This window comes from Mangrovimonas sp. DI 80, assembly GCF_001975575.1.
GTDB lineage: Bacteria > Bacteroidota > Bacteroidia > Flavobacteriales > Flavobacteriaceae > Mangrovimonas_A > Mangrovimonas_A xylaniphaga.
Map to the genome: position 1 here is coordinate 1 of NZ_MSDT01000013.1, position 18,577 is coordinate 18,577.

19 protein-coding genes are annotated in these 18,577 nt (G+C 37.9%); 8 read left to right on the top strand and 11 right to left on the bottom strand.

Translation table 11 applies throughout. From position 1 onward, the window contains the following. Positions 1-1,064, bottom strand: a 1,064-nt coding sequence (locus BKM32_RS16170; protein ID WP_076665353.1) for a tyrosine-type recombinase/integrase, incomplete at its 3' end; no start/stop codon positions are given. Between the two features lie 99 nt (positions 1,065-1,163). Here BKM32_RS16170 and BKM32_RS16175 point away from each other — a divergent pair. The 7 genes from BKM32_RS16175 to BKM32_RS16200 all read left to right on the top strand — a co-directional run bounded on the left by BKM32_RS16175 (position 1,164) and on the right by BKM32_RS16200 (position 7,078). Beyond that, the gene (locus BKM32_RS16175; protein ID WP_371328835.1) at positions 1,164-1,553 is read left to right on the top strand and encodes a hypothetical protein; all 390 of its coding nucleotides are present in this window, start codon (positions 1,164-1,166) and stop codon (positions 1,551-1,553) included. A gap of 261 nt (positions 1,554-1,814) precedes the next feature. Beyond that, on the top strand, positions 1,815-3,245 hold the full coding sequence (locus tag BKM32_RS16185; RefSeq protein WP_076665355.1) for a site-specific integrase: 1,431 nt from the start codon (positions 1,815-1,817) through the stop codon (positions 3,243-3,245). A gap of 133 nt (positions 3,246-3,378) precedes the next feature. Further along, positions 3,379-4,380 carry a hypothetical protein gene (locus BKM32_RS16190; RefSeq protein WP_076665357.1) on the top strand — a complete coding sequence of 334 codons (1,002 nt, stop codon included), beginning with the start codon at positions 3,379-3,381 and terminating at the stop codon, positions 4,378-4,380. A gap of 336 nt (positions 4,381-4,716) precedes the next feature. Next, entirely contained in the window at positions 4,717-4,878 is a 162-nt protein-coding gene (locus BKM32_RS16535; RefSeq protein ID WP_171971890.1) for a hypothetical protein, read from the top strand. Continuing rightward, entirely contained in the window at positions 4,865-5,914 is a 1,050-nt protein-coding gene (locus BKM32_RS16195) for an AAA family ATPase (RefSeq protein WP_076665358.1), read from the top strand. The genes BKM32_RS16535 and BKM32_RS16195 overlap by 14 nt, the downstream gene beginning before the upstream one ends. A gap of 4 nt (positions 5,915-5,918) precedes the next feature. Further along, entirely contained in the window at positions 5,919-6,119 is a 201-nt protein-coding gene (locus BKM32_RS16410; RefSeq protein WP_123812154.1) for a hypothetical protein, read from the top strand. 89 nt (positions 6,120-6,208) lie between these two features. Further along, positions 6,209-7,078 carry a DUF6371 domain-containing protein gene (locus tag BKM32_RS16200; RefSeq protein WP_076665359.1) on the top strand — a complete coding sequence of 290 codons (870 nt, stop codon included), beginning with the start codon at positions 6,209-6,211 and terminating at the stop codon, positions 7,076-7,078. A gap of 4 nt (positions 7,079-7,082) precedes the next feature. On the opposite strand, the gene BKM32_RS16205 is transcribed toward BKM32_RS16200, so the two are convergent. The 8 genes from BKM32_RS16205 to BKM32_RS16245 all read right to left on the bottom strand — a co-directional run bounded on the left by BKM32_RS16205 (position 7,083) and on the right by BKM32_RS16245 (position 16,644). Beyond that, positions 7,083-7,775 (bottom strand): M48 family metallopeptidase, encoded by a 693-nt coding sequence (locus BKM32_RS16205; protein WP_076665360.1) that lies wholly within the window; start codon positions 7,773-7,775, stop codon positions 7,083-7,085. Then, positions 7,768-10,956 carry a type I restriction endonuclease subunit R gene (locus BKM32_RS16210; RefSeq protein ID WP_076665362.1) on the bottom strand — a complete coding sequence of 1,063 codons (3,189 nt, stop codon included), beginning with the start codon at positions 10,954-10,956 and terminating at the stop codon, positions 7,768-7,770. Before BKM32_RS16210 ends, BKM32_RS16205 begins: the two co-directional genes overlap by 8 nt. Beyond that, entirely contained in the window at positions 10,956-11,543 is a 588-nt protein-coding gene (locus BKM32_RS16215) for a hypothetical protein (protein ID WP_076665364.1), read from the bottom strand. The genes BKM32_RS16210 and BKM32_RS16215 overlap by 1 nt, the downstream gene beginning before the upstream one ends. A 24-nt stretch (positions 11,544-11,567) precedes the next feature. Continuing rightward, the gene (locus tag BKM32_RS16220; protein ID WP_076665366.1) at positions 11,568-11,870 is read right to left on the bottom strand and encodes a hypothetical protein; all 303 of its coding nucleotides are present in this window, start codon (positions 11,868-11,870) and stop codon (positions 11,568-11,570) included. Positions 11,871-12,398: 528 nt separating this feature from the next. Continuing rightward, positions 12,399-13,667 (bottom strand): restriction endonuclease subunit S, encoded by a 1,269-nt coding sequence (locus tag BKM32_RS16230; RefSeq protein WP_076665369.1) that lies wholly within the window; start codon positions 13,665-13,667, stop codon positions 12,399-12,401. Next, positions 13,664-15,226 carry a type I restriction-modification system subunit M gene (locus tag BKM32_RS16235; protein WP_076665371.1) on the bottom strand — a complete coding sequence of 521 codons (1,563 nt, stop codon included), beginning with the start codon at positions 15,224-15,226 and terminating at the stop codon, positions 13,664-13,666. The genes BKM32_RS16230 and BKM32_RS16235 overlap by 4 nt, the downstream gene beginning before the upstream one ends. A 99-nt stretch (positions 15,227-15,325) precedes the next feature. Beyond that, complete coding sequence (locus tag BKM32_RS16240; protein WP_076665372.1) at positions 15,326-15,958, bottom strand: hypothetical protein; 633 nt, start codon at positions 15,956-15,958, stop codon at positions 15,326-15,328. 329 nt (positions 15,959-16,287) lie between these two features. After that, entirely contained in the window at positions 16,288-16,644 is a 357-nt protein-coding gene (locus BKM32_RS16245; RefSeq protein WP_076665373.1) for a hypothetical protein, read from the bottom strand. Positions 16,645-16,849: 205 nt separating this feature from the next. On the opposite strand from BKM32_RS16245, the gene BKM32_RS16250 reads away from it, so the two are divergent. Then, complete coding sequence (locus BKM32_RS16250) at positions 16,850-17,578, top strand: SOS response-associated peptidase (protein WP_076665375.1); 729 nt, start codon at positions 16,850-16,852, stop codon at positions 17,576-17,578. A gap of 99 nt (positions 17,579-17,677) precedes the next feature. Here BKM32_RS16250 and BKM32_RS16255 read toward each other — a convergent pair whose 3' ends face one another. Then, positions 17,678-17,881: a hypothetical protein gene (locus tag BKM32_RS16255; protein ID WP_076665377.1), complete on the bottom strand. Its 204-nt coding sequence runs from the start codon at positions 17,879-17,881 to the stop codon at positions 17,678-17,680. A gap of 1 nt (position 17,882) precedes the next feature. Next, a complete protein-coding gene (locus BKM32_RS16260) occupies positions 17,883-18,239 on the bottom strand; it encodes a hypothetical protein (protein WP_076665379.1) in 357 nt (118 codons plus the stop codon). Between the last annotated feature and the right edge of the window lie 338 nt (positions 18,240-18,577).

The following is an 18,577-nucleotide window of genomic DNA, read 5'->3' on the forward strand; positions in this document are numbered from 1 at the left end:
GTTTTTGTGGAATTGTGTCCCAAAAGAAGTTGGATGTATCGCAGGTCGGTTCCTGCTTCCAAAAGATGAGTTGCAAAGCTGTGCCTCAATGTATGTGCGGTGACATGTTTTTTTATTCCTGCCAGTTTGGTAGAGTTTTTTATTATGTTGGCAACACTGGAGGCACTGTACTTTTCCTTCTTTTGTCCCTCAAACAGGTAGATTTCAGGTTTATATTCAATATAGTATTTGCGAAGGTCCTCGAGGGTTGACTGTGCTAAAAGTGTATACCTGTCCTTGTTTCCCTTGGCATCGTTAACCTTAACGAGCATTCTTTTGCTGTCGATATCTGTAGGTTTTAGATTTAGCAATTCGCTTCGTCTCAGGCCTGCGGAGTAGAGGAGTGACAGGATGCATTTATGTTTGATATTGACGGTGACATCCAAAAGGTTTTTCATCTCTATTTTCGACAAGACAATAGGCAGTTTCTTTTGTCTTCTAGGGCGTTCAATTTCGTAAAATCTGTTGGGCATTCCCAATACCATCTCATAGTAGAACTTGATACTGTTGATACTTTGGTTGATATAGGAGTTGGATCTATGCTCGTAGATTAAATGTTTAAGGTATCTCCTTACGTCAAGTTCATCTAGTTTGTCAATGTTTTTATCTGGATAGTAATTGATAAACTTTTCAAATAGAGAAACATAGGTTCTTACTGTGTTGTTGGCATAATGCTTGAGTTCAAGTTTGTCAAGGTATGAATCAGGACATACTTTGTAATTATCTGGTTTTCCCCTATTTCTAAACCACTCCACATCAAATTCCTCATCGAGCATTTTTGCATTGGATTTTTGAAAAAAGTAATTGGTGTTAATCCATGCCACACCTCTGAAGAGGTCAAAGATTGATGTTAGGTTTTTTTGATTATTTGGTATGTAGTGCATTCCAAAATCATTGCTCCATTCAATGCCGTCCAGTTCTTTTATCATACTGTTCAGAACTTTGTCGGAACTGAACTTGAGCCCAATGTACTTTTTGTTGTCAATCAAAAGGTGTTTGAGTGAGATATGTTTTCTGACTTCCATATTTTTTGGTTTGGTTAGTGTAATATAGTTGAAAATAAATAACTTAGTCGTATTTTAAACGTATATGATACATTTGTATTCGTTTGTAAACGTTTGTACATGGATAAAATGAAACCAATTGTTAAATGTTTGAATTGCAGGAAGAAGCTAAAGGGACGTTCCGATAAGAAATTCTGTAATGACCATTGCAAAAGTGCCTACCATTACAGAAAGAGCCTGGAGGGGGAACTTAAGTTTTACAATGATGTGTTGCGTGTCCTACGCAACAACAGAAAAATATTGAAGCTCTACAATAGGGCAGGGAAGTCCACTGTAAGATGTGAGGTGTTGATGGAAGAGGGCTTCAATCCAAATTTTTTCACCCATTACTGGAAGAATGGCAAGGGGGATGTGTACCTGTTCGTTTTCGAGTTCGGTTTTTTGAAAAGGAGCGAACATGGAAAGGACAAATATGTGCTTGTAAAATGGCAGGAATATATGGAGCATTAAATTCCTTTTTTCGAGGTTGGAAATGGTACCGATTTTTGACTATATTGCAGTAGAAATTTTTATTAATCAAGTGAACACAAAACTGAACACGTTTTGGAACATGATTATCTAAATTATCAACGGGAAAGCCCAGTAAATGGGTTGGAAATTAAAAAAACTTCGGACTCATAACCCGAAGGTCACTGGTTCGAGTCCAGTTCCCGCTACAAAGCTTAAAGCTGTTAAACTGAACGGATTGTGTATTCACAATCCGTTTTTTTTATGCAGTCAGCTATGCGGTTTTTGTTTGAAGTACACGATGCAGTACACGATTTTAGTATGAAATTGAACTACAATGAACCCAAAATCTTCACAGGAGGCGTCAAGGTTTCCGAATGGAGTAAACTATCGAAAAAGGAGCAGAAGGATGCCCTTAAAAAGGACTGGTACGTCTATTATTCTTATCGAGATCCCGAGACGGGAAAGTTGACCCGACAAACAAATTTGAAGGGGGATGCAAATTTTCAGAAGACAAAAAGGAATAGGTTAAAAATCCTAACACAAATAAAAGCGACTTTGGAGAAGGTTCTGGAGGCTGGCTACAATCCCTATGCAGTTGACAATTCCAAGGTAAAGGAAAGGCTTCTTAACAAAGAGCCGAAAGTTGTCGAGATGGCACATGTAGAGGCTAAAACCGATAACAACAACACTGACCATAGGATTGCTCCAGAGATTTCTAATAAAGTTACCGAGGTAGCTGCCAGTAAAGCCAATCTTAAGGTTGAAGGTTTACAGGAGGAGGCAGAAGATGTGATGACGCTAGGGGAGGCCTTGAAGCTTGGTTTGGATACTAAGCAAAAGGTTCTCAACGCAACTTCCTACCCTAAGTTCAAGAGTCGTATCAACAGGTTTAAGAGCTGGTTACAGGAAAATGGGATCACTGAAGAGTCTTCCATTAACCTAGTGACTAAAAAGATCGTAATAAATTACCTTAATGATGTCCTTCAACGTACAAGTCCAAGGAACAGAAATAATGCCCGTGTTGATCTAAGCTCTTTGTTTCAAGTTCTAGAGGACAATGAAGTAATAGCTGGCAATTTTGTTAAGAAGATCAATGTCCTTAGCGCTAAGCCTATCCGAAATAAGACCTATAAGCCACAAGAGAACAAAGAGATTTATGCCTATCTTGAAAAGGAGGATCCTATACTATCCTTGTTCATTAAGTTTGTTTCCTATAACTTCCTTCGTCCCATAGAGGTTTGTAGGTTGAAAGTAAAGGATCTGGACGTGGAGGACAAAAAGTTGTATGTAAAGGCGAAGAATAAGCCTGTTAAGACAAAAATTATCCCAGCCAAACTTCTGAAAGACCTTCCCGACCTAACGAAGATGGATAGAAATTCCTTCTTATTTACACCTGACAGAATTGGAGGGGAATGGGACACTACGGAAGTCAATAAGCGAGATTATTTTACAAAAAGATTTAAAAAGGTCAAAGATCATTTTGGCTTAGATGGGAACTATGGACTTTATAGTTTTAGGCACACTTTCATTACGATGCTTTACAGGGAACTTAAAAAGAACTTTAGTACTTATGAGACCAAATCCCAATTAATGCTTATTACAGGCCATTCGACTATGGAAGCCTTGGAGAAGTATCTTAGGGATATCGACGCAGAACTACCAGAGGACTACTCTAACCTAATTAAGGTATAATTTAATCCTTACTGCCTATGTGTCTTCTTTTTTGACCTGATAGGATTTAGGGGTAATGTGAATAAACAATAGGTGTTTTTGGAGGGCTAGTAGAGGATAAATTATATTTTCGCCCGACCTAAATCAATATTGTATGGCATATTTAAATAGCATCAACCTAAAGGATGAATCTGGCAGTAAAAAGACATTAGAGTTCATTGAGGAGCTCGAAGATTTTGACGAGATTTTAGTTGGGGAGGGATTCTTTCAATGGGAAAATTCGGCAAGAATATTAGTAACTGATGAAATTATTCAAAAACAAGTTGTACCCCTTCAACGCCAGGCAACACCTGTAAAAGAATTGCGGGATGAGTTCTACGAGTTTATTATAGATCTTTTTAAAATTCCCATCAAAATGGAATTCAGTGAAGAATTACTTATGATGGATAAAGAATTGTTTGGAGAGGATAAGAGAGAGCGTAGGGAATTTGCATCTAAAGTCTTTCTTGAAAAAATGTCTCTATTGAAGCCAAGTGGTTTTGAAATGATAGGGCATAAGAAGAATGCTTCAGGAGATACTGTATCTCATATTCAAGGCAAGTTTGAGTTCCTATATTACCACAAAAACGGCTTAAAAAGGGCATTGGCGACTAAAGATATGGTTGTTCCGTATCTATGTGGTGATCTGGATTATTTCACAGTGGATTTAATGTATGAGAATTCTAATCTTTCGGACGCTGTAAAGTTTGAAACAATTTTAAAGATCCTATTAAATCTGAATAGGGAGTTTGAGTTTGAAGAAGATCATTACTTCACCAAGGCAGCGGAATTGAAGCGAAAATATGAAGAAGGCTATAAGGATCTTTTTACTGACTTTGAGTTTTTCCGTTTTGTCTACAATAAGATAACTTCATTTAGGGAGTATCCAGAGATGTACATTCAGGCCTTTTTTCTTGCTATGGCAGGAAAAGGATATCTGGAAGAGAGTAAGCCAAAGAGCTACCTGAATTTCGTTAAGAAGGAGTTTGGGTTAGAGCTTATTCGGGTTCTAAAACCTAAGGAACATTTGAACAGAAAATATTATGAAAGGGTTCAACTTTTAACCACCGAAATCGAGAAATACGAAGCCGCATTGGAGGGTAAATCGGCTTTTTGATATAGAAATACCCTTTTTTGATATAACTTTTCTGTTTTTTGATATAGAATGTAATACAGTTTTTTAGCCCTCTTCTGGGGATGCTCATAATTTGCAAGTGTTAACCAATACCTGTAAATTATGAACAGTATTACTATTAAAAGGAAAGCAGATCGAGTAAGGAGGCTTTCGATGCTTAGCACCTTTATCCTTACAAAAGAAATTCAAGTGAAGCAAAGTAGCGGTAAAGCAGCCCTACTTTTCTTTAGACTACAAATTTATTTATGCCGCCTATGGATCCGCATGGTCTATAGGCGGCATTCTTATTTATTAACCCAAATTAAACTTTAATCAACTATGAAAAAATTTATGATTAATGTGCGAGTAACCCGCACACAAATGGACGGCATAGAACAGATGAGACATGCCAAAAAACAAACTGTTTCTGAATACATCAGAGGCTTGATCGATCAAAATATGTTTAACCCTAAAAACCTTAAGAAGTATGATAGATCCTAATGTTACAGTGGACAGGCATTTTGAATTTTTACATGAGATAGAAAAGGAAGAGAAAGTCCTTAGGGATAAATCATCGCAACATGGTTGTTTTATCGTAAAGTCGGGAAATGAATGGATAGAGGACGCTAAACAGCGTCCCATTCCAAACATGCTGTTTAGTGAATTTTGGTATGAAAGGGAAGTCAGCGTTTTGTTTGCCGACACCAATGTTGGTAAATCTATATTGGGGATGCAAATTGCTGACAGTATAAGTAGGGGCGTTGCCATAGATGGGTTTCAAATAGAGACTTCCCCTAAAAAAGTAGCCTATTTTGATTTCGAGCTTTCCGATAAACAGTTTGAAAAGCGTTACTCTAAAAACTATACCGATCATTATAAGTTTCACGACAATTTTCTTCGAGCCGAGATAAACCCAGAAACAGAGATCCCTAAGGAATTTGCAACCTTTGAAGATTACTTGTGCCATTCGTTCGAAACCATGATCCAAAACCACGGAGCAGAAGTTCTCATCATAGATAACATCACTTATCTAAAGAGTGACAATGAGAGAGCTAAGGATGCTTTGGCCTTGATGAAGCATTTAAAAGCTTTAAATAGGAAGTATGGGGCGTCAATTTTGGTATTGGCGCATACTCCCAAACGAACAGGGTTCAACCCTATCACCAAGAATGATCTTGCAGGAAGTAAAATGCTTATGAACTTTTGTGATAGTGCCTTCGCCCTTGGAGAAAGTACCATGCTCCCGTCTTATAGGTATATCAAACAAATAAAGCAGCGGAACACTGAACAGATCTATCATGGAGAAAACGTTGCCGTGTGTGAGATCGTTAACCCGCATAATTTTTTGAAGCTCGAACTAAGGGAATTTGGATCTGAAACAGACCATTTGAAGCAGTTAAGCGCAAGTGATATGTCTGAGAGGGATGAAGTTATAAAAAAGCTTAAAAGCGAAGGACTTGCGAACACCAAAATTGCGGAACAGCTGGGTGTGAGTGAAGGAACAATTAGAAATACAAACAAAAGATTAGGCCTATAAAATTTTGGCAAACGCATCCACTGTATATGAAATAAGTCAATTGCTCCCTAAAGAGGAGCGAATGCGGCTATTCAATATGCTCAAGGATGAGTTGCGGCCAGAAGAAGTGTCTCCTAAGATAAAGAAGATGAAAAAGCGGAAAACAATCGACTATACCGAGGAGGATGCTTTGGCTTACCTATTTAATGCACTTAAAATTGAATGAGAAATAAAAATTCGTAATACTCGTAACATTCGTAGCCCTTACGAATATTACGAACGTTACGAGTGTTACGATTAAACCAGTTTAAAATTATGAATTATAGATACTATTTAGACCGATCAAGTAAAAAGTTTCCATGTCCCAACTGTCATAAAAAGACCTTTGTAAGGTATATGGACGCTATTGAAAACAATTATTTAGAAGCCAATTTAGGGCGTTGTGACAGAGAAAGTAAATGCGGATACCATAACAAGCCAGATGGCAACCAGTCTATTATTTCTCCTTATGCAGGGACTTTTATCAAGCCAGAGCCTTCTTTTCATAATGAGGACAGCCTCCAGATAGGCGGTAACAACTTTAACGGGAACCACTTTATTAGCTACTTAAAAAATTTTTTTGATACGGAAGCTATCATAGCGGCTATTAAAAAATTTAGCATTGGGAACTCCAATCATTGGGCAGGAGCTACGGTTTTCTGGCAGATAAATGAAAGGTTGCAAATATGTGCAGGGAAGGTTATGCTTTACGATCCAATAACGGGTAAGCGTATAAAAGATCCTTACCCTCATATCAACTGGATGCACAAGGTTTTAAAAATAGATGACTTTGTGCTCCAGCAATGCTTGTTTGGGATCCATAATTTATGTTTTCATCCAAAAGGAAGTACGGCCTGTATTGTAGAGTCTGAAAAGACAGCAATCATAATGAGTATAAGGTATCCTCAATTTTTATGGTTGGCAACTGGATCTAAGTCCAATTTTAAACATGAATTATTGAAGCCTTTGAAGGGGTATCAGGTCATTGCCTTTCCAGATAAGACAGAGTTTAAAAATTGGAGTAAAAAGGCAGAAATAATGACTAAAGAAGGCCTGTCAATCAGGGTGAATCCTTTTTTGGAGCGTCAAGGTTTGGAAGAGGGAAGTGACTTGGTAGACTATTTTACACAAGCAGCAGCAGCGTAAAAAGCTATAGCTTCATCCCATACATCTGGCTATCGAGTTCTTTCCAGTTTAAAATATGCTTGGAGAGTTCAGCCCAAAATTCTTTTGAGTGGTTTTTAACCTTGGTATGGGTCAATTCATGTACGATAAGGTAATCGATAAGTGAGAAGGGGAGCTTAACGGCTTCAATATTTATAATGATGTTGTTGTTGGAGGTACAGCTTCCCCAGCGCTTTTCGAGCTGTCTAAATTTAAGCTCATTAAAGGTTAGACCAGTGGTTTTAGACCATTTGCGTACCCTTGGCGCAATTTTCTCCTTGGCTTTAGTTTTGAAAAATTTGGCAAAGGCTTGTTTGAGTTGGGGTTGCTCGTTGAGATGTTTTGGGAGCGTAACCTTGAATTTAGACTCTGTAAAGTCTATCTCTATGTTGTCGAGCTCATTGTTGATGAACAGCTCCACATAGTATTTCCTTCCCAAGTATTGTATTCTGGATCCTGTTACGATGTCATCGTCCATAATGGCGCTTACAAGCTCTAACTTATCTAAGATCCATGTTGCTTTTTTTAGGATGAGCTTGTGTGCAAGATCTTCTGGGATCGACTTCCCTTTCAAAATCACACCGTCTCCTTTTTCAACGCTTATATAATGGGATTTCAGTCCTTCCTTTGTTTGGAAGGTATATTCTATAGTTTTATTTCCGTATTGGACTTTAGGCATCCTTATTCTTCTTAATCACTTCCACAAGATCCTTTGCCTTTTCCTTAGCTTCTGAGCGTTCTATTTTGGCCGAAGTTAAATAACGTCTAATCTTGTTTTCAATATCCTTTTGAACTCGTCCTTTAGCTTGCCAGCCAACAATGTTCAATTCCCCTTCAATAAGTGCAAAAATAGTCTTTGTGGCGTCTTCTGCATCTCCATTGAACAAAACTTTCATAGAGTCGTATACAGCTCTTTCCCGTTCGGTTTTAAAGCCTTTCTCTTCGCCTTCCTTTTGTTGGCTGATTATCTCGTCTTGGATATCGGCATAAGCTTTGAGTAATTCCAATTGAGTGATGCGATCCTCGTTTTTTTGTTTGATAAGCTCATCCAGTCGTTGCGCCAAAGGTTTATAAAAGTCGGGGTTTTTGTCCAGTCCAACTTTTATGGTGTGCTTTAGGTTGTTGCGCATTTTCAGCTCCTTCGTGGCAGGGGAGGCGTTTAGGATCTCTTCCTTGAACTTTTCTTTGTCTATGATTGAGATTGGTTCTTCCAGTAGGTTTTCAACCCCCTCGGCCTTTAAATGCTCGTCGATCATCCCTTGAAGCATTTTGCTTTCATCTTTGGAGATCTTTAACTCGTCATCATCTGGGAAGGCATTTCTCGCGCTTAGCTTTATCTCATTAAAGAGTTTAAAATCGGCTTGGTACTTCATGGCCTTAACATTAGGAAGTACGATATTGATTGACTTGTTGAAAGCCTTTAGCAAAACTTTGAACTCATCTCTTTTGTCAACGGGTTCAATATACCGAACCGCAGCATCTATGTATTCAAAACGCTTGTAGTGACGGTCAATTTTAAGGGGCTTAAAGAATTCAACTAGCTTGGTATGGTTCATTTCAAGTTTAGGAAGCTCTTCGTTAATATTCTTTAGGATATCGTCTGGTCTTAGGTCTCCAGAGAATATCTCCAAGGCTTGGATCAAGTAAGCGGTGATCCCGTTGTAATCTACTATATAGCCCGCATTTTTGCCCTCTCTAGAACGGTTTACTCTGGCAATGGCCTGTAACAAATTATGTTCTTTAAGCGGTTTGTCCAAATATAGACATGAAGCTATCGGGGCATCCCAGCCCGTTAACAACATGTCGGAGACTATGATAAATGCGGTGTTGTCGAACTTCCTTTTGCCTGACTTTTCGGTTTTGGATTCATCTCCAAAAGGAAGCTTAAAGTTTTCCGTTATGGTTTTGACGTCTTCTGGAGGGACTACCCAAAGAGGTTTCTTGTTGTCTGGGTTGTTTTTGTTCCATTCCAAGGTTTCAAAATACTCCTTGGCAATAGAATCACTCTTAGGTGATCCAATACTCATGACAACTTTAGACTCAAAATCATGGTAGCCCTGTTCCCTTAAAGCTTCTAAGGCCTGTTTATACCTAATGGCATGTGGGCGACCACTACAAACTATCATAGCCTTATGTCCGTCTGGATAAATTTTGTCTTTAAAATGGTCTAGGATATGTTTGCTGATATCTTGAATACGTTCTTTGGAAAGCTGGTATTTCTTAAGCGCTTCACTTTTAAGCCTGTCTTTCTTTTCTTCGGAATACTCGCCAAACTTTTCTTCGAATTCCTTGTCCAGCTCTTCTTTTTTGATGTCTATTTTGGCAATGCCCTCATCGTAAAGCAACTCTACTGTAGCGCCATCTGCAACCGCTTCTTTTATGGTATAGACATCAATGTATTTACCTCCGTAAAACTCTCCAAGTGTGGACTTGTCTTCTTTGGATATGGGAGTTCCAGTAAAGGCTATAAACTTTGCGTTTGGCAATACCGTTCTCATAAAGGCAGCCAGAAAACCGTAGTGGCTTCTATGGGCTTCATCAACCAAAACATAAAGGTTCTCTTTAGAAGATAGCTCTTCAAGGTCTATTTCCTCTCGCTCTATTTCTACCCATTTATTTTTTTGAAGCTCCTTGGTGATTTTCACCAGTTTTTTGCCCTTTAAGTGTTTTTCGATCATTAGGTTGCCTCGTTCTTCCAGTTCTGTTTGATCGGCTTGGGAGGTTGCTTCTTTATCGGTCTCCTGAAACTTTTGAATGGTGGTCGTTATGATTCCTCCGTAGTCATTGCGCAGCAACTTGTCCAAGTGCGCAACCGAAGAGGCTTGGTGTACGTTTTTAAAGCCAACGTTGCGAAAGGTCGTAGTAATTTGCCTATCCAGATCCTTTCGGTCTGTCATGATAAGTACGGTAGGGTTTTCAAAACCGAATTCAGATGCCTGTAACTTACGGGTTACGTAAGCCATCGTCAAAGACTTTCCAGATCCTTGTGTATGCCAAACTACACCACCTTCGCCCGACTGCAATTTTGCAATGGTTTTGTTGGTAGCTCTTAATTGTTGGTAACGAGGTAGTTTTTTTATGGTTTTGCCTTCATCCAGTTCAAACAATGTGAAATGTCGAATGATATCTAGCAAACGTTCCTTTCTGAAAATGGAATATAAAAGGATAGCTTGCTCGGAAGGGTTTTGGCCTAAAAAGGTAAGATCATCCTCTTTACTGGGCTTAAATACCGAATAGAATTGTTGTGGTGAGTTGATAGCTCCATATTTGCCACCAACGGCATAAATACCACAGCATATCTGATTGAAATGGAATAGCTTCTCGGAGTTTTTTTGGTAATAATCCAGATCTCCATAGGCTTTATCCCAAGCATTCTGGGCAAAGGGAGATTTGCACTCAATGACTCCAATGGGGAGGCCGTTGATATAGACCACTAGATCTGGTATGGAGTTCTGGTAGATCCCATGGTATTTTATTTGGTTAACAACAAGAAAGTCGTTCTTGTTTTTGTCCTTAGTTGTATAGTCAATAAAATGAACCGCCTTGTACTCTTCTTTTCCGTTTATGACTTGCTTAACGCTATAAGTACCACCTCGAAGTAGCTCCCAAACTTTTTGGTTGATCTCCATTAGGGAGGAGCCGTTAATCGTTGTAAGCTCATTATAGGCTTTGTTTAGGTTGGCCTCATTGATCCAAGGGTTGATCTTCTTGATAGCTTCTAAAAGTCTCTCCTTTAATATGACTTCCGTTATATCTGTACGTTCATCTTGAATAGTAGCATCCCAATATTGATAGCCCATTTTTTGAAAGAGCTTTATTGCTGGAAGTTCGCTATGGATGTATTCTTGGCTGGTGCTCATTAGTAATTTAGTTCGGAGATCTTAAAGTTCCCTTGTAGAGCGAACTCGACCTTATTCGTATTAAATATATCTATATTATTGCTAAGCTCAAACCAATCGTACCAGACAACTTTGTAATTAGGCAGGTACTTCATACGCCAAATATCCCTTAGTAACCTCTGTAGGTATCTTGGAACTTTAATTATATCGCCTTCTAAAGTGTAAACATTGCTTGGTTTTTGGTTGGAGAGGCTCCTATGTTGTTTTTCATGGAATTCGATGAATTGCACTTGCCCATTAGATACAATGGCGAAGTCTACTGTAATGCCTTTGATAGAGCTAACTAGTCTAATTTCTTTGGGTAATTGTAGTAGTGTACGTATGCAGTTAGCCTTCTTTTTTAGTGGGATGAAATGGTTCTTTTGGATCTTTTTGGCAATTTCTAAAGGTTTTAAAGTTTTGGAGGCTAATGAATCGTTCAAAGGGAAATGCTCTTTGATCACTTCTGGAGCATCAAGGTTATTACAAAGCCAATTAAGGAAGGATAGCTCTTTTAGCTGGTTAGATCTTACATTATTATAGATTGTATAAGAAGTATTTTTGGACATTTATCTTTTTGTTTGTAAAGGGGCTTAAGAATTAACCCATTGTTCAAACTCTTTTCTTGTTGTCAGAGTAAACCAAATAAATTCCTTAGTTAAGTCATCAATTTCCACAGGGTGGATTTCATCATATAATATAGATTTTAGATATATAGTGTTTGGGGTTGATAGATCTTGGCCACTGTAAGCTTCTTTTATTGTACTAGAAGTTTTGGCATCGGTTTCATTTGTGGAAATATTTTTATTTTCTAAATAATCGACTGACGAACCTTCTAGCCACTTATAGAAATCTGTTTTTTCCACTAGTTGGTAGCCTATGTATCCGTTTTTCAATTCTTGAACTTCTACAGGGACAATTATGTTTTTTTGCGGAGGCTTAATAAATCTAGTGTTGGCTCCGATGTTGTACTCTCTGTATTTATTTCTAAGCCCTGCAATATGTTCCTCTTGCTTCCTTGCAAGTTCTTGTTCCTTTGCAAGCTTTTGTTGCCTTAGTTCTTCTTTTTTTAGTTTTTCCTTGTTTAGCTCATCCTTCCTTAGTTCTTCTTCTAGAAGCTGAATGATCCTATGGCCTCTAGAACTTTCATTTTTTTTTTTCGATCTCTTTGAGCTGATGTTGAGTCAGGTTTTTTTCTAATTTTTTCTTTTTGAGGAGCATAAATGGATTTTGGCCTTGTACTAGGTTTGTTTTCTCCAAAAACGAAGTATATAACCGTAAAGGTGATTGGAAGCCAAAGTAAGTCGGGGACAACACTTAAAGCTTCCATTAGCCAATCGGATAGATTGATCAAATATTTGAGGATTAATACAACCAGTGCAGTAATGAAGATAATTTTAAATAATCGGAACATAACTTGTTGTTTAGACTTTAACCCTAATTTTTCCCGTTAACAACTGCTGCATAAGCCCTTTTTTAAGTTCTTGGTAGGTTGTTTTCTTTTCACCTAAGACATTTAGTTTTTTGTCTACAGAACTTAATATGTCTCCAATTCTTTTTTGTTCATCAATACTATTGGGAATCTTGATAGGTATTTGTTTAAGATCGCTTAAACCAATTCTTGCTCTAGTTGTACCCGTGCTTTTAGATTCTGCTTCCTTTCTGAAATAATTCGAATTTAAAGCTTGAAAAACAAATTCATTATCAAATCTTTTTCTGTCTATAGAAAGCCTAATACCATCGGAACACATGACATACCTTTCATCTGTAGAGGGTACTTTACAGCAACGGGCAACAGGTGCCATCTTAGCAAGGATGATGTCATCAGGGTAAATGTTGCAAGAGATAAGATCATCAGCTTTCTCTTTAGATGTGAATACTATTCCTTTATCTATAAATTTTCCTTCTCCTATGTTTTGTAATTGTAGGATTTTAATTCCAGAGGAGGTGTAGTGTTCGGATTTTAAATCAGAGCCAAAGGGGCCACCCGTAAATGAGTAGCGATCATCCAAGTTTCTTAATTCAAAAATTGGAATGGTTTGCCAATCCTTAGGAATCTTACCCAGAGGAGAGTCTTTGAACTCCGTATGTCCAATGCCATTAGTTAACAGGCGTTGCATTAAGCCTTTTTTGAGGTCTAGGGTTTCGTCTATTTGTTGCTGGATGATGTCTATTTTGGCATCTACCGTGCTTAAGATGTCTGCTATTTTTTGTTGTTCGGAATAAGTAGGGATTAAAGCTCTTACAGTTGCTACTAACTTTATATTAAGATTTTGAACCGTAGAACCTGCCGCTTTACTTTTGAATTGATTTTTAATAACATCAGAACTAAGTAGGTAATACATATAATCAATTGATAGGTCACTTGATTTTCGCCTCATCAATAACCATCCATCATGAATACAGCCTGTAGTTTTCATGATATAGGGTTTTCCAAAACTCATAGAATTAGATAAAATAAAGTCGTCTTCCTTTACAAGAACGGATTTTTTAAGTCCTTCCTTTATTATTTTTTGTTTCGTCGAATAAATATATTTGTCTACGTTTTTTGTGTCTCCTATTTTTATCCAATTGTAACCATCGTCTAATTCTGTAATAAAATCCTTTATTGGTCTAGGTGAACCTCCTCTAGATATTTCAAATATTTCATCGAGCCTGAGTTCTCTCCAATTATTCAATTTAGTTAAATTCATATTCCCAATTCACTTAAAAAAACTGCTAACTTTTTATCAATCTCTTTTTCCTTTGCTTCTAAATCAATAATAGTGGATTTAACCGCTACCAAATCTACTTCAGGCTCAGGCTCACTAGTATCTATATAACGGGATATGTTTAAGTTATAGTCGTTCTCGGCTATTTCTTTAAGATCAACCACTCGCATGTATTTGTCAAACTCTATGGCCTCATCATAAGCCTTTACAATTTTGCTTATATGCTTAGGGCGTATTTCGTTTTGGTTCTTACCTTCTTTATAATCGTTGCTGGCATCAATAATGATAACCTTACCTTTTTGGGCTTCGGTTTTGTTTTTGTTGATGATCCAAACCGAGGCAGGTATGCTTGTATTGTAAAACAGGGCACTTGGTAGGCCTACAATACCTTCCACTAAATCGTCTTCCAACAAGGCTTGTCTAATTTTACCTTCGCTACTACCTCTAAATAATGTCCCGTGTGGTAAGACCACTCCTGCCTTACCGTCTTGCTTTAAAACGGCTATCATGTGTTGTATAAATGCTAGATCGGCATAGCCTCTAGGAGGGATACCATACTGCAAGCGTCCATAAGGATCACTAACAACGGCGTTGTATTTTGGGGTAACTTTTTTCTCCTTTCCGTTTTTGTCCAATTTAGTTTCTATGTTGGCTTCGACAGGAGTCCACCATTCCCCAATGGAAAACGGGGGATTGGCTATCACTCGGTCGAACAAGTCCAGTTCATTGGCTTCATTTCGGTGCTTGGGATCTACAAGGGTGTCTCCCTTTCTAATGTCGGCATCCATAAAGTTATGTAAGATCATATTTAGCTTACCAATAGCCCAAGTGCTCAGGTTTTTTTCCTGTCCATATAGGGAAACGTTTATGTTGTTTCCAACTTTACCGTTTGGTTGCTCGGCAATATATCTGGCAGACTCAATTAGCATACCACCAGATCCGCAAGTAGGATCGTATACTTTTTGTTTGGGTTCTGGCTTTATAAGTTGCACGATTAATTGTACAACGCCTCTAGGGGTATAGAACTCGCCTCCCTTTTTTCCAGCGTCATCGGCAAATTGCTTTATGAGGTATTCATAGGCATCCCCCAAAATATCTCCAGACTCCAAATGCTCATTGCGTAAGGAATGTTGATTGAAGTGTCTTAATAGGCGTTGTAAAAGCTCGTCGGAAAGTTTTTCCTTGTCACCAAACTTTGTCGCAGTCATAACGCCCTCCAAAGAGGTGTTTTCACGCTCTATAGCTGCGAAGGCCTTGTCTAAAGCTATACCTATGTTTTCGGTATGCTTTTTTAGGTTGTCCCATCTGGACTCTTTAGGAAGGAAGAAATAGGTTTCGTCTTCGGCTTCTTCTCTGGAATAGCCTTCGCGTTCCATGATGTTTTCCACTTCTTCCTCAAAGACATCGTTAGAGCGCTTAAGAAAGAGTAATCCAAAGATGTAATTTTTAAAGTCGGAGGAATCGATGCTTCCTCTTAATATGTTTGCAGACTCCCATAACCAAGATTCAAGGGTGTCTAGTTTAAGTTTGTTTTGTGTCATTTATTCTATGTGTACTCGATGGTTAGTCGGTATTTTTTAAGGGTATTAGGTTTTGGTTGGTGTTGTTGGTTTTGGACGCTAAAAATAGGGTTTTTAAGGTTATTTGCTTATTTCTACCGTAAGATTTAGGTTTAATCTTCTCGATATTTCATCCAGAAGGTTCTTTTTGACTTGTGTAGAGGTTTGCGTCATAACTAAATAGCCTCCTTTTACTTTGTGTTGGGAATAGAAATCGTCTTCCTTCAAGGAGACCAGTTCAACTCCGCTTACTACAAGTCCTAAGGGAGTTACGTTTTCAGCTCCAACCTTGTCTATTACTTCACAAAGAGTTTGATAGGCAAAGCGGTTCGTTATTGTAGAACCATCTGGAAAGCTTACGACCAAATTTGTTTTTTTTGACTTTGTATGTGGACTTATGGTGTATGTATGCTCCTTTTTGAATTGCTTCTTTTTAGCTTCAAGTTTGTATTCTTCTTCGGCAAATTTAAAGCTCCTTTTGCGGGTCATTTTTACTTGAAGAGGTTCGTCTGGTACATACTCTACAATTAAAAGAAGTTCCCTTTGTATTTGTTGGATAACGGGCTCTATTGTATTCGATAGGGCTGGGATCACTTCATTTTTGATTATTTCTTCTTCTACGCGATTTGTTTCTTCAATCAACTCATCAGGTAGTTGCACGCCCAATTCTTTGAGGCTTTGGATAGAGTTGTAAAGCTTTTCAAGTTTAGTCATACTTTTTGTTTTTAGTCCCTGTAGAGAGAAATTTAGGTAAATTCTTTCAGCTATTAAAAATAAAGTTTCTAAGCTAAAAAGCCTTACGGAAATCCTTTTTTGTTTCGTGAGCTATTTTGATGCTTTTTGCCGTGTTTTGGGTATAAATGTAACCACTGCAACGGTTCAGCAACGGTTCGGCAACGGTTCAACAACGGTTGGAGGTCATTTTTGCAACGGTTCGATGAAGTGTTGCAACGGTTCAGCAACGGTTCAACAACGATCGGTGCAACGGTTGGGGGAGGGGGAATTTGGCCTTTTTAAGATTGAATTTTATTAGGTGGTAGTGGTTAGCCAATGTTTCCATAGGAGCTTTGTCCTATCATATGCTTTTCCACTAAGGTTTTGATTAATTCTTCGGCAACAATTTGATCTAAATTGAAATGTTCGCAAATCCAGTCGTTCATATGTTTTCTTTGCATATACCCTCCTCCAGATCCTCGGACTATGCCAGAATTCATCACTTTAGAAGCAAGTTCTTTCCATGAATATATTCCTTGACTCATTAGGATGTTAAGCAGGTCATCTGACTTAAGCTGGGCTTCGATCCTTTTTTTGTGTAAGGTGTAGTCAATAAAATTTTCTACTTCATTTAGCTCGCTTGGAGTGAGCAAGCTTAGTTTTTGAGTTAGGGATTCGGTATTCATTCAAAGTGCTTTAAAGGTCTTGACTTGAAAATGTGAGGCCAATATTACTTGCATCTAAAATAGAGCTTCTAATTTAAATCGGAGTAGGGTTAACCGTAATTTATCGTGTTTTTGGGTGCAAATGTAACCGCTGCAACGGTTCAACAACGATCGTTGCAACGGTTGGGAAGTGGTTTGCTAGGGTTATTTTTAGTAAATTTAGTCTATGTGTTTTCATACGAGTACTTGGCATGAGCCCGAATATTTGGAAAAGGATTTTAAAGTGAAACTAGCCGACGAAAACCTTCGTCCCTATTTTAAGCAACCGCATTATCACCACAACGGCTTTTCCCATCCCAACATGTTGGTCATCCCACAAGAAAACTCGGCCGTCTTGGCTCCTGGGGTTTGGGGGATCGTTCCAAGTGATAGAACGGTAGAGGAAATCAAACCCTATTACAAGGAGTCTGTGAAGTATGGATCGGGGTTAAATGCACGTAGCGAAAAAGTTTTCCAACACTTTTTATATAGGGAGTCCATTATGGGTAAAAGGTGCATAATACCAGTGTCGGGCTTTTTTGAGCCACACGACCATAAAGGTAAAAAGTACCCATTTCATTTTAAAGAAAAAGAAAGTAAGCCTTTGGCCTTGGCGGGTCTGTATACCCTTATAGGTACTTATATCACCTTTACAATACTAACTAGGGAAGCCTCTCCCTTATTTGCTAAGATACATAACAAGAAAAAGCGGCAGCCATTGATACTGGATGCCGACTTTGCTCATAACTGGCTATCTATGGATCTTACCCAGTCAGACATAAAGGAGATCATCAACTATAGCTTTCCAGAAGAACGTCTCGACGCCTATTCGGTAAGCAAAGACTTATTCAGTCCGAAAGTGGATAGTAATACCCCCTCGATACTTGATAAGGTTGTATACGAGGGGGGGTTGTAAAGTTTAGATGCTTTGGTTTCCTAATTGATCTCGTAAAAGCACTGAGCTCTCCTAAACCATAGAACAGCCTATTTACTATATACTGTGTTGGCAACAGTTTTATTTCTTATGAATTCCAGCGTTTGGGTATTTGTCATTAAGTTCCTTAATAGATTGTTCTCGTATTTTTTCAATTTCATATTGAGATATTCCTACGTTAGTTCTCTGAATTAGTAAGTCCACAACTTTTTCAAGAACTGAAATTCTATATTCTGAATTGATGACAGATTCTGACAAGTCAATTCCACCTATTTTTATACTCATTTTAGTCTGTTTTTAATGTGTTATCAATATTTTGTTTTTCGATTGGAGAATCAATTACAGAGTCTTCTTGTCCTGAAAAAACATAAGTTACAACCATTGTCGATATTATTCCAATCCCAATTGCTCCAATTAGAGAGAAAGCGAAGTTTTTCGTTTTTGCCCACCAAGGCGGATCATAATCTGGTCGCCAAGTAATATTCTCACAATTACTGCACTTGATATAGGTGTTATTTTGAATTGAAGTAACGTCCATATCTTTCTCACAGCTTGGACACGCGAGGTGATAGACAGTTTTTTTCTTAAGTCCTAATTCCTGTTTACCAGTAAGTATTGGCTGATGTGTTCCATCATTACTCATTTTATTTTCATTTTTTATCTTTTATTGTTGCCAAAATTGGACTAAACAACATGGTTTTTAGTCCAATTATCTGCTTTGTTTTTAATTTTGGCTAAAGGTAATAGTTTTTATATATCTATTGTACGAAAAATCTCTGTTTTATTTTGTGTGGTATATTGGTCGGTACTAAAAAAAATATAGGATGGTTTTGTGAGGATGATGTAATTATTTTCTTCTGAGGTATTAGGGGGTTGTTGAATTTTTTGTGCGAGATATTAGACTTACATATGAAAACCGTTAGTTTGTTTTTTTGAGGTGAATTTTCCTGAAATAGGTTGACTAAAAATTGAACAAACAAT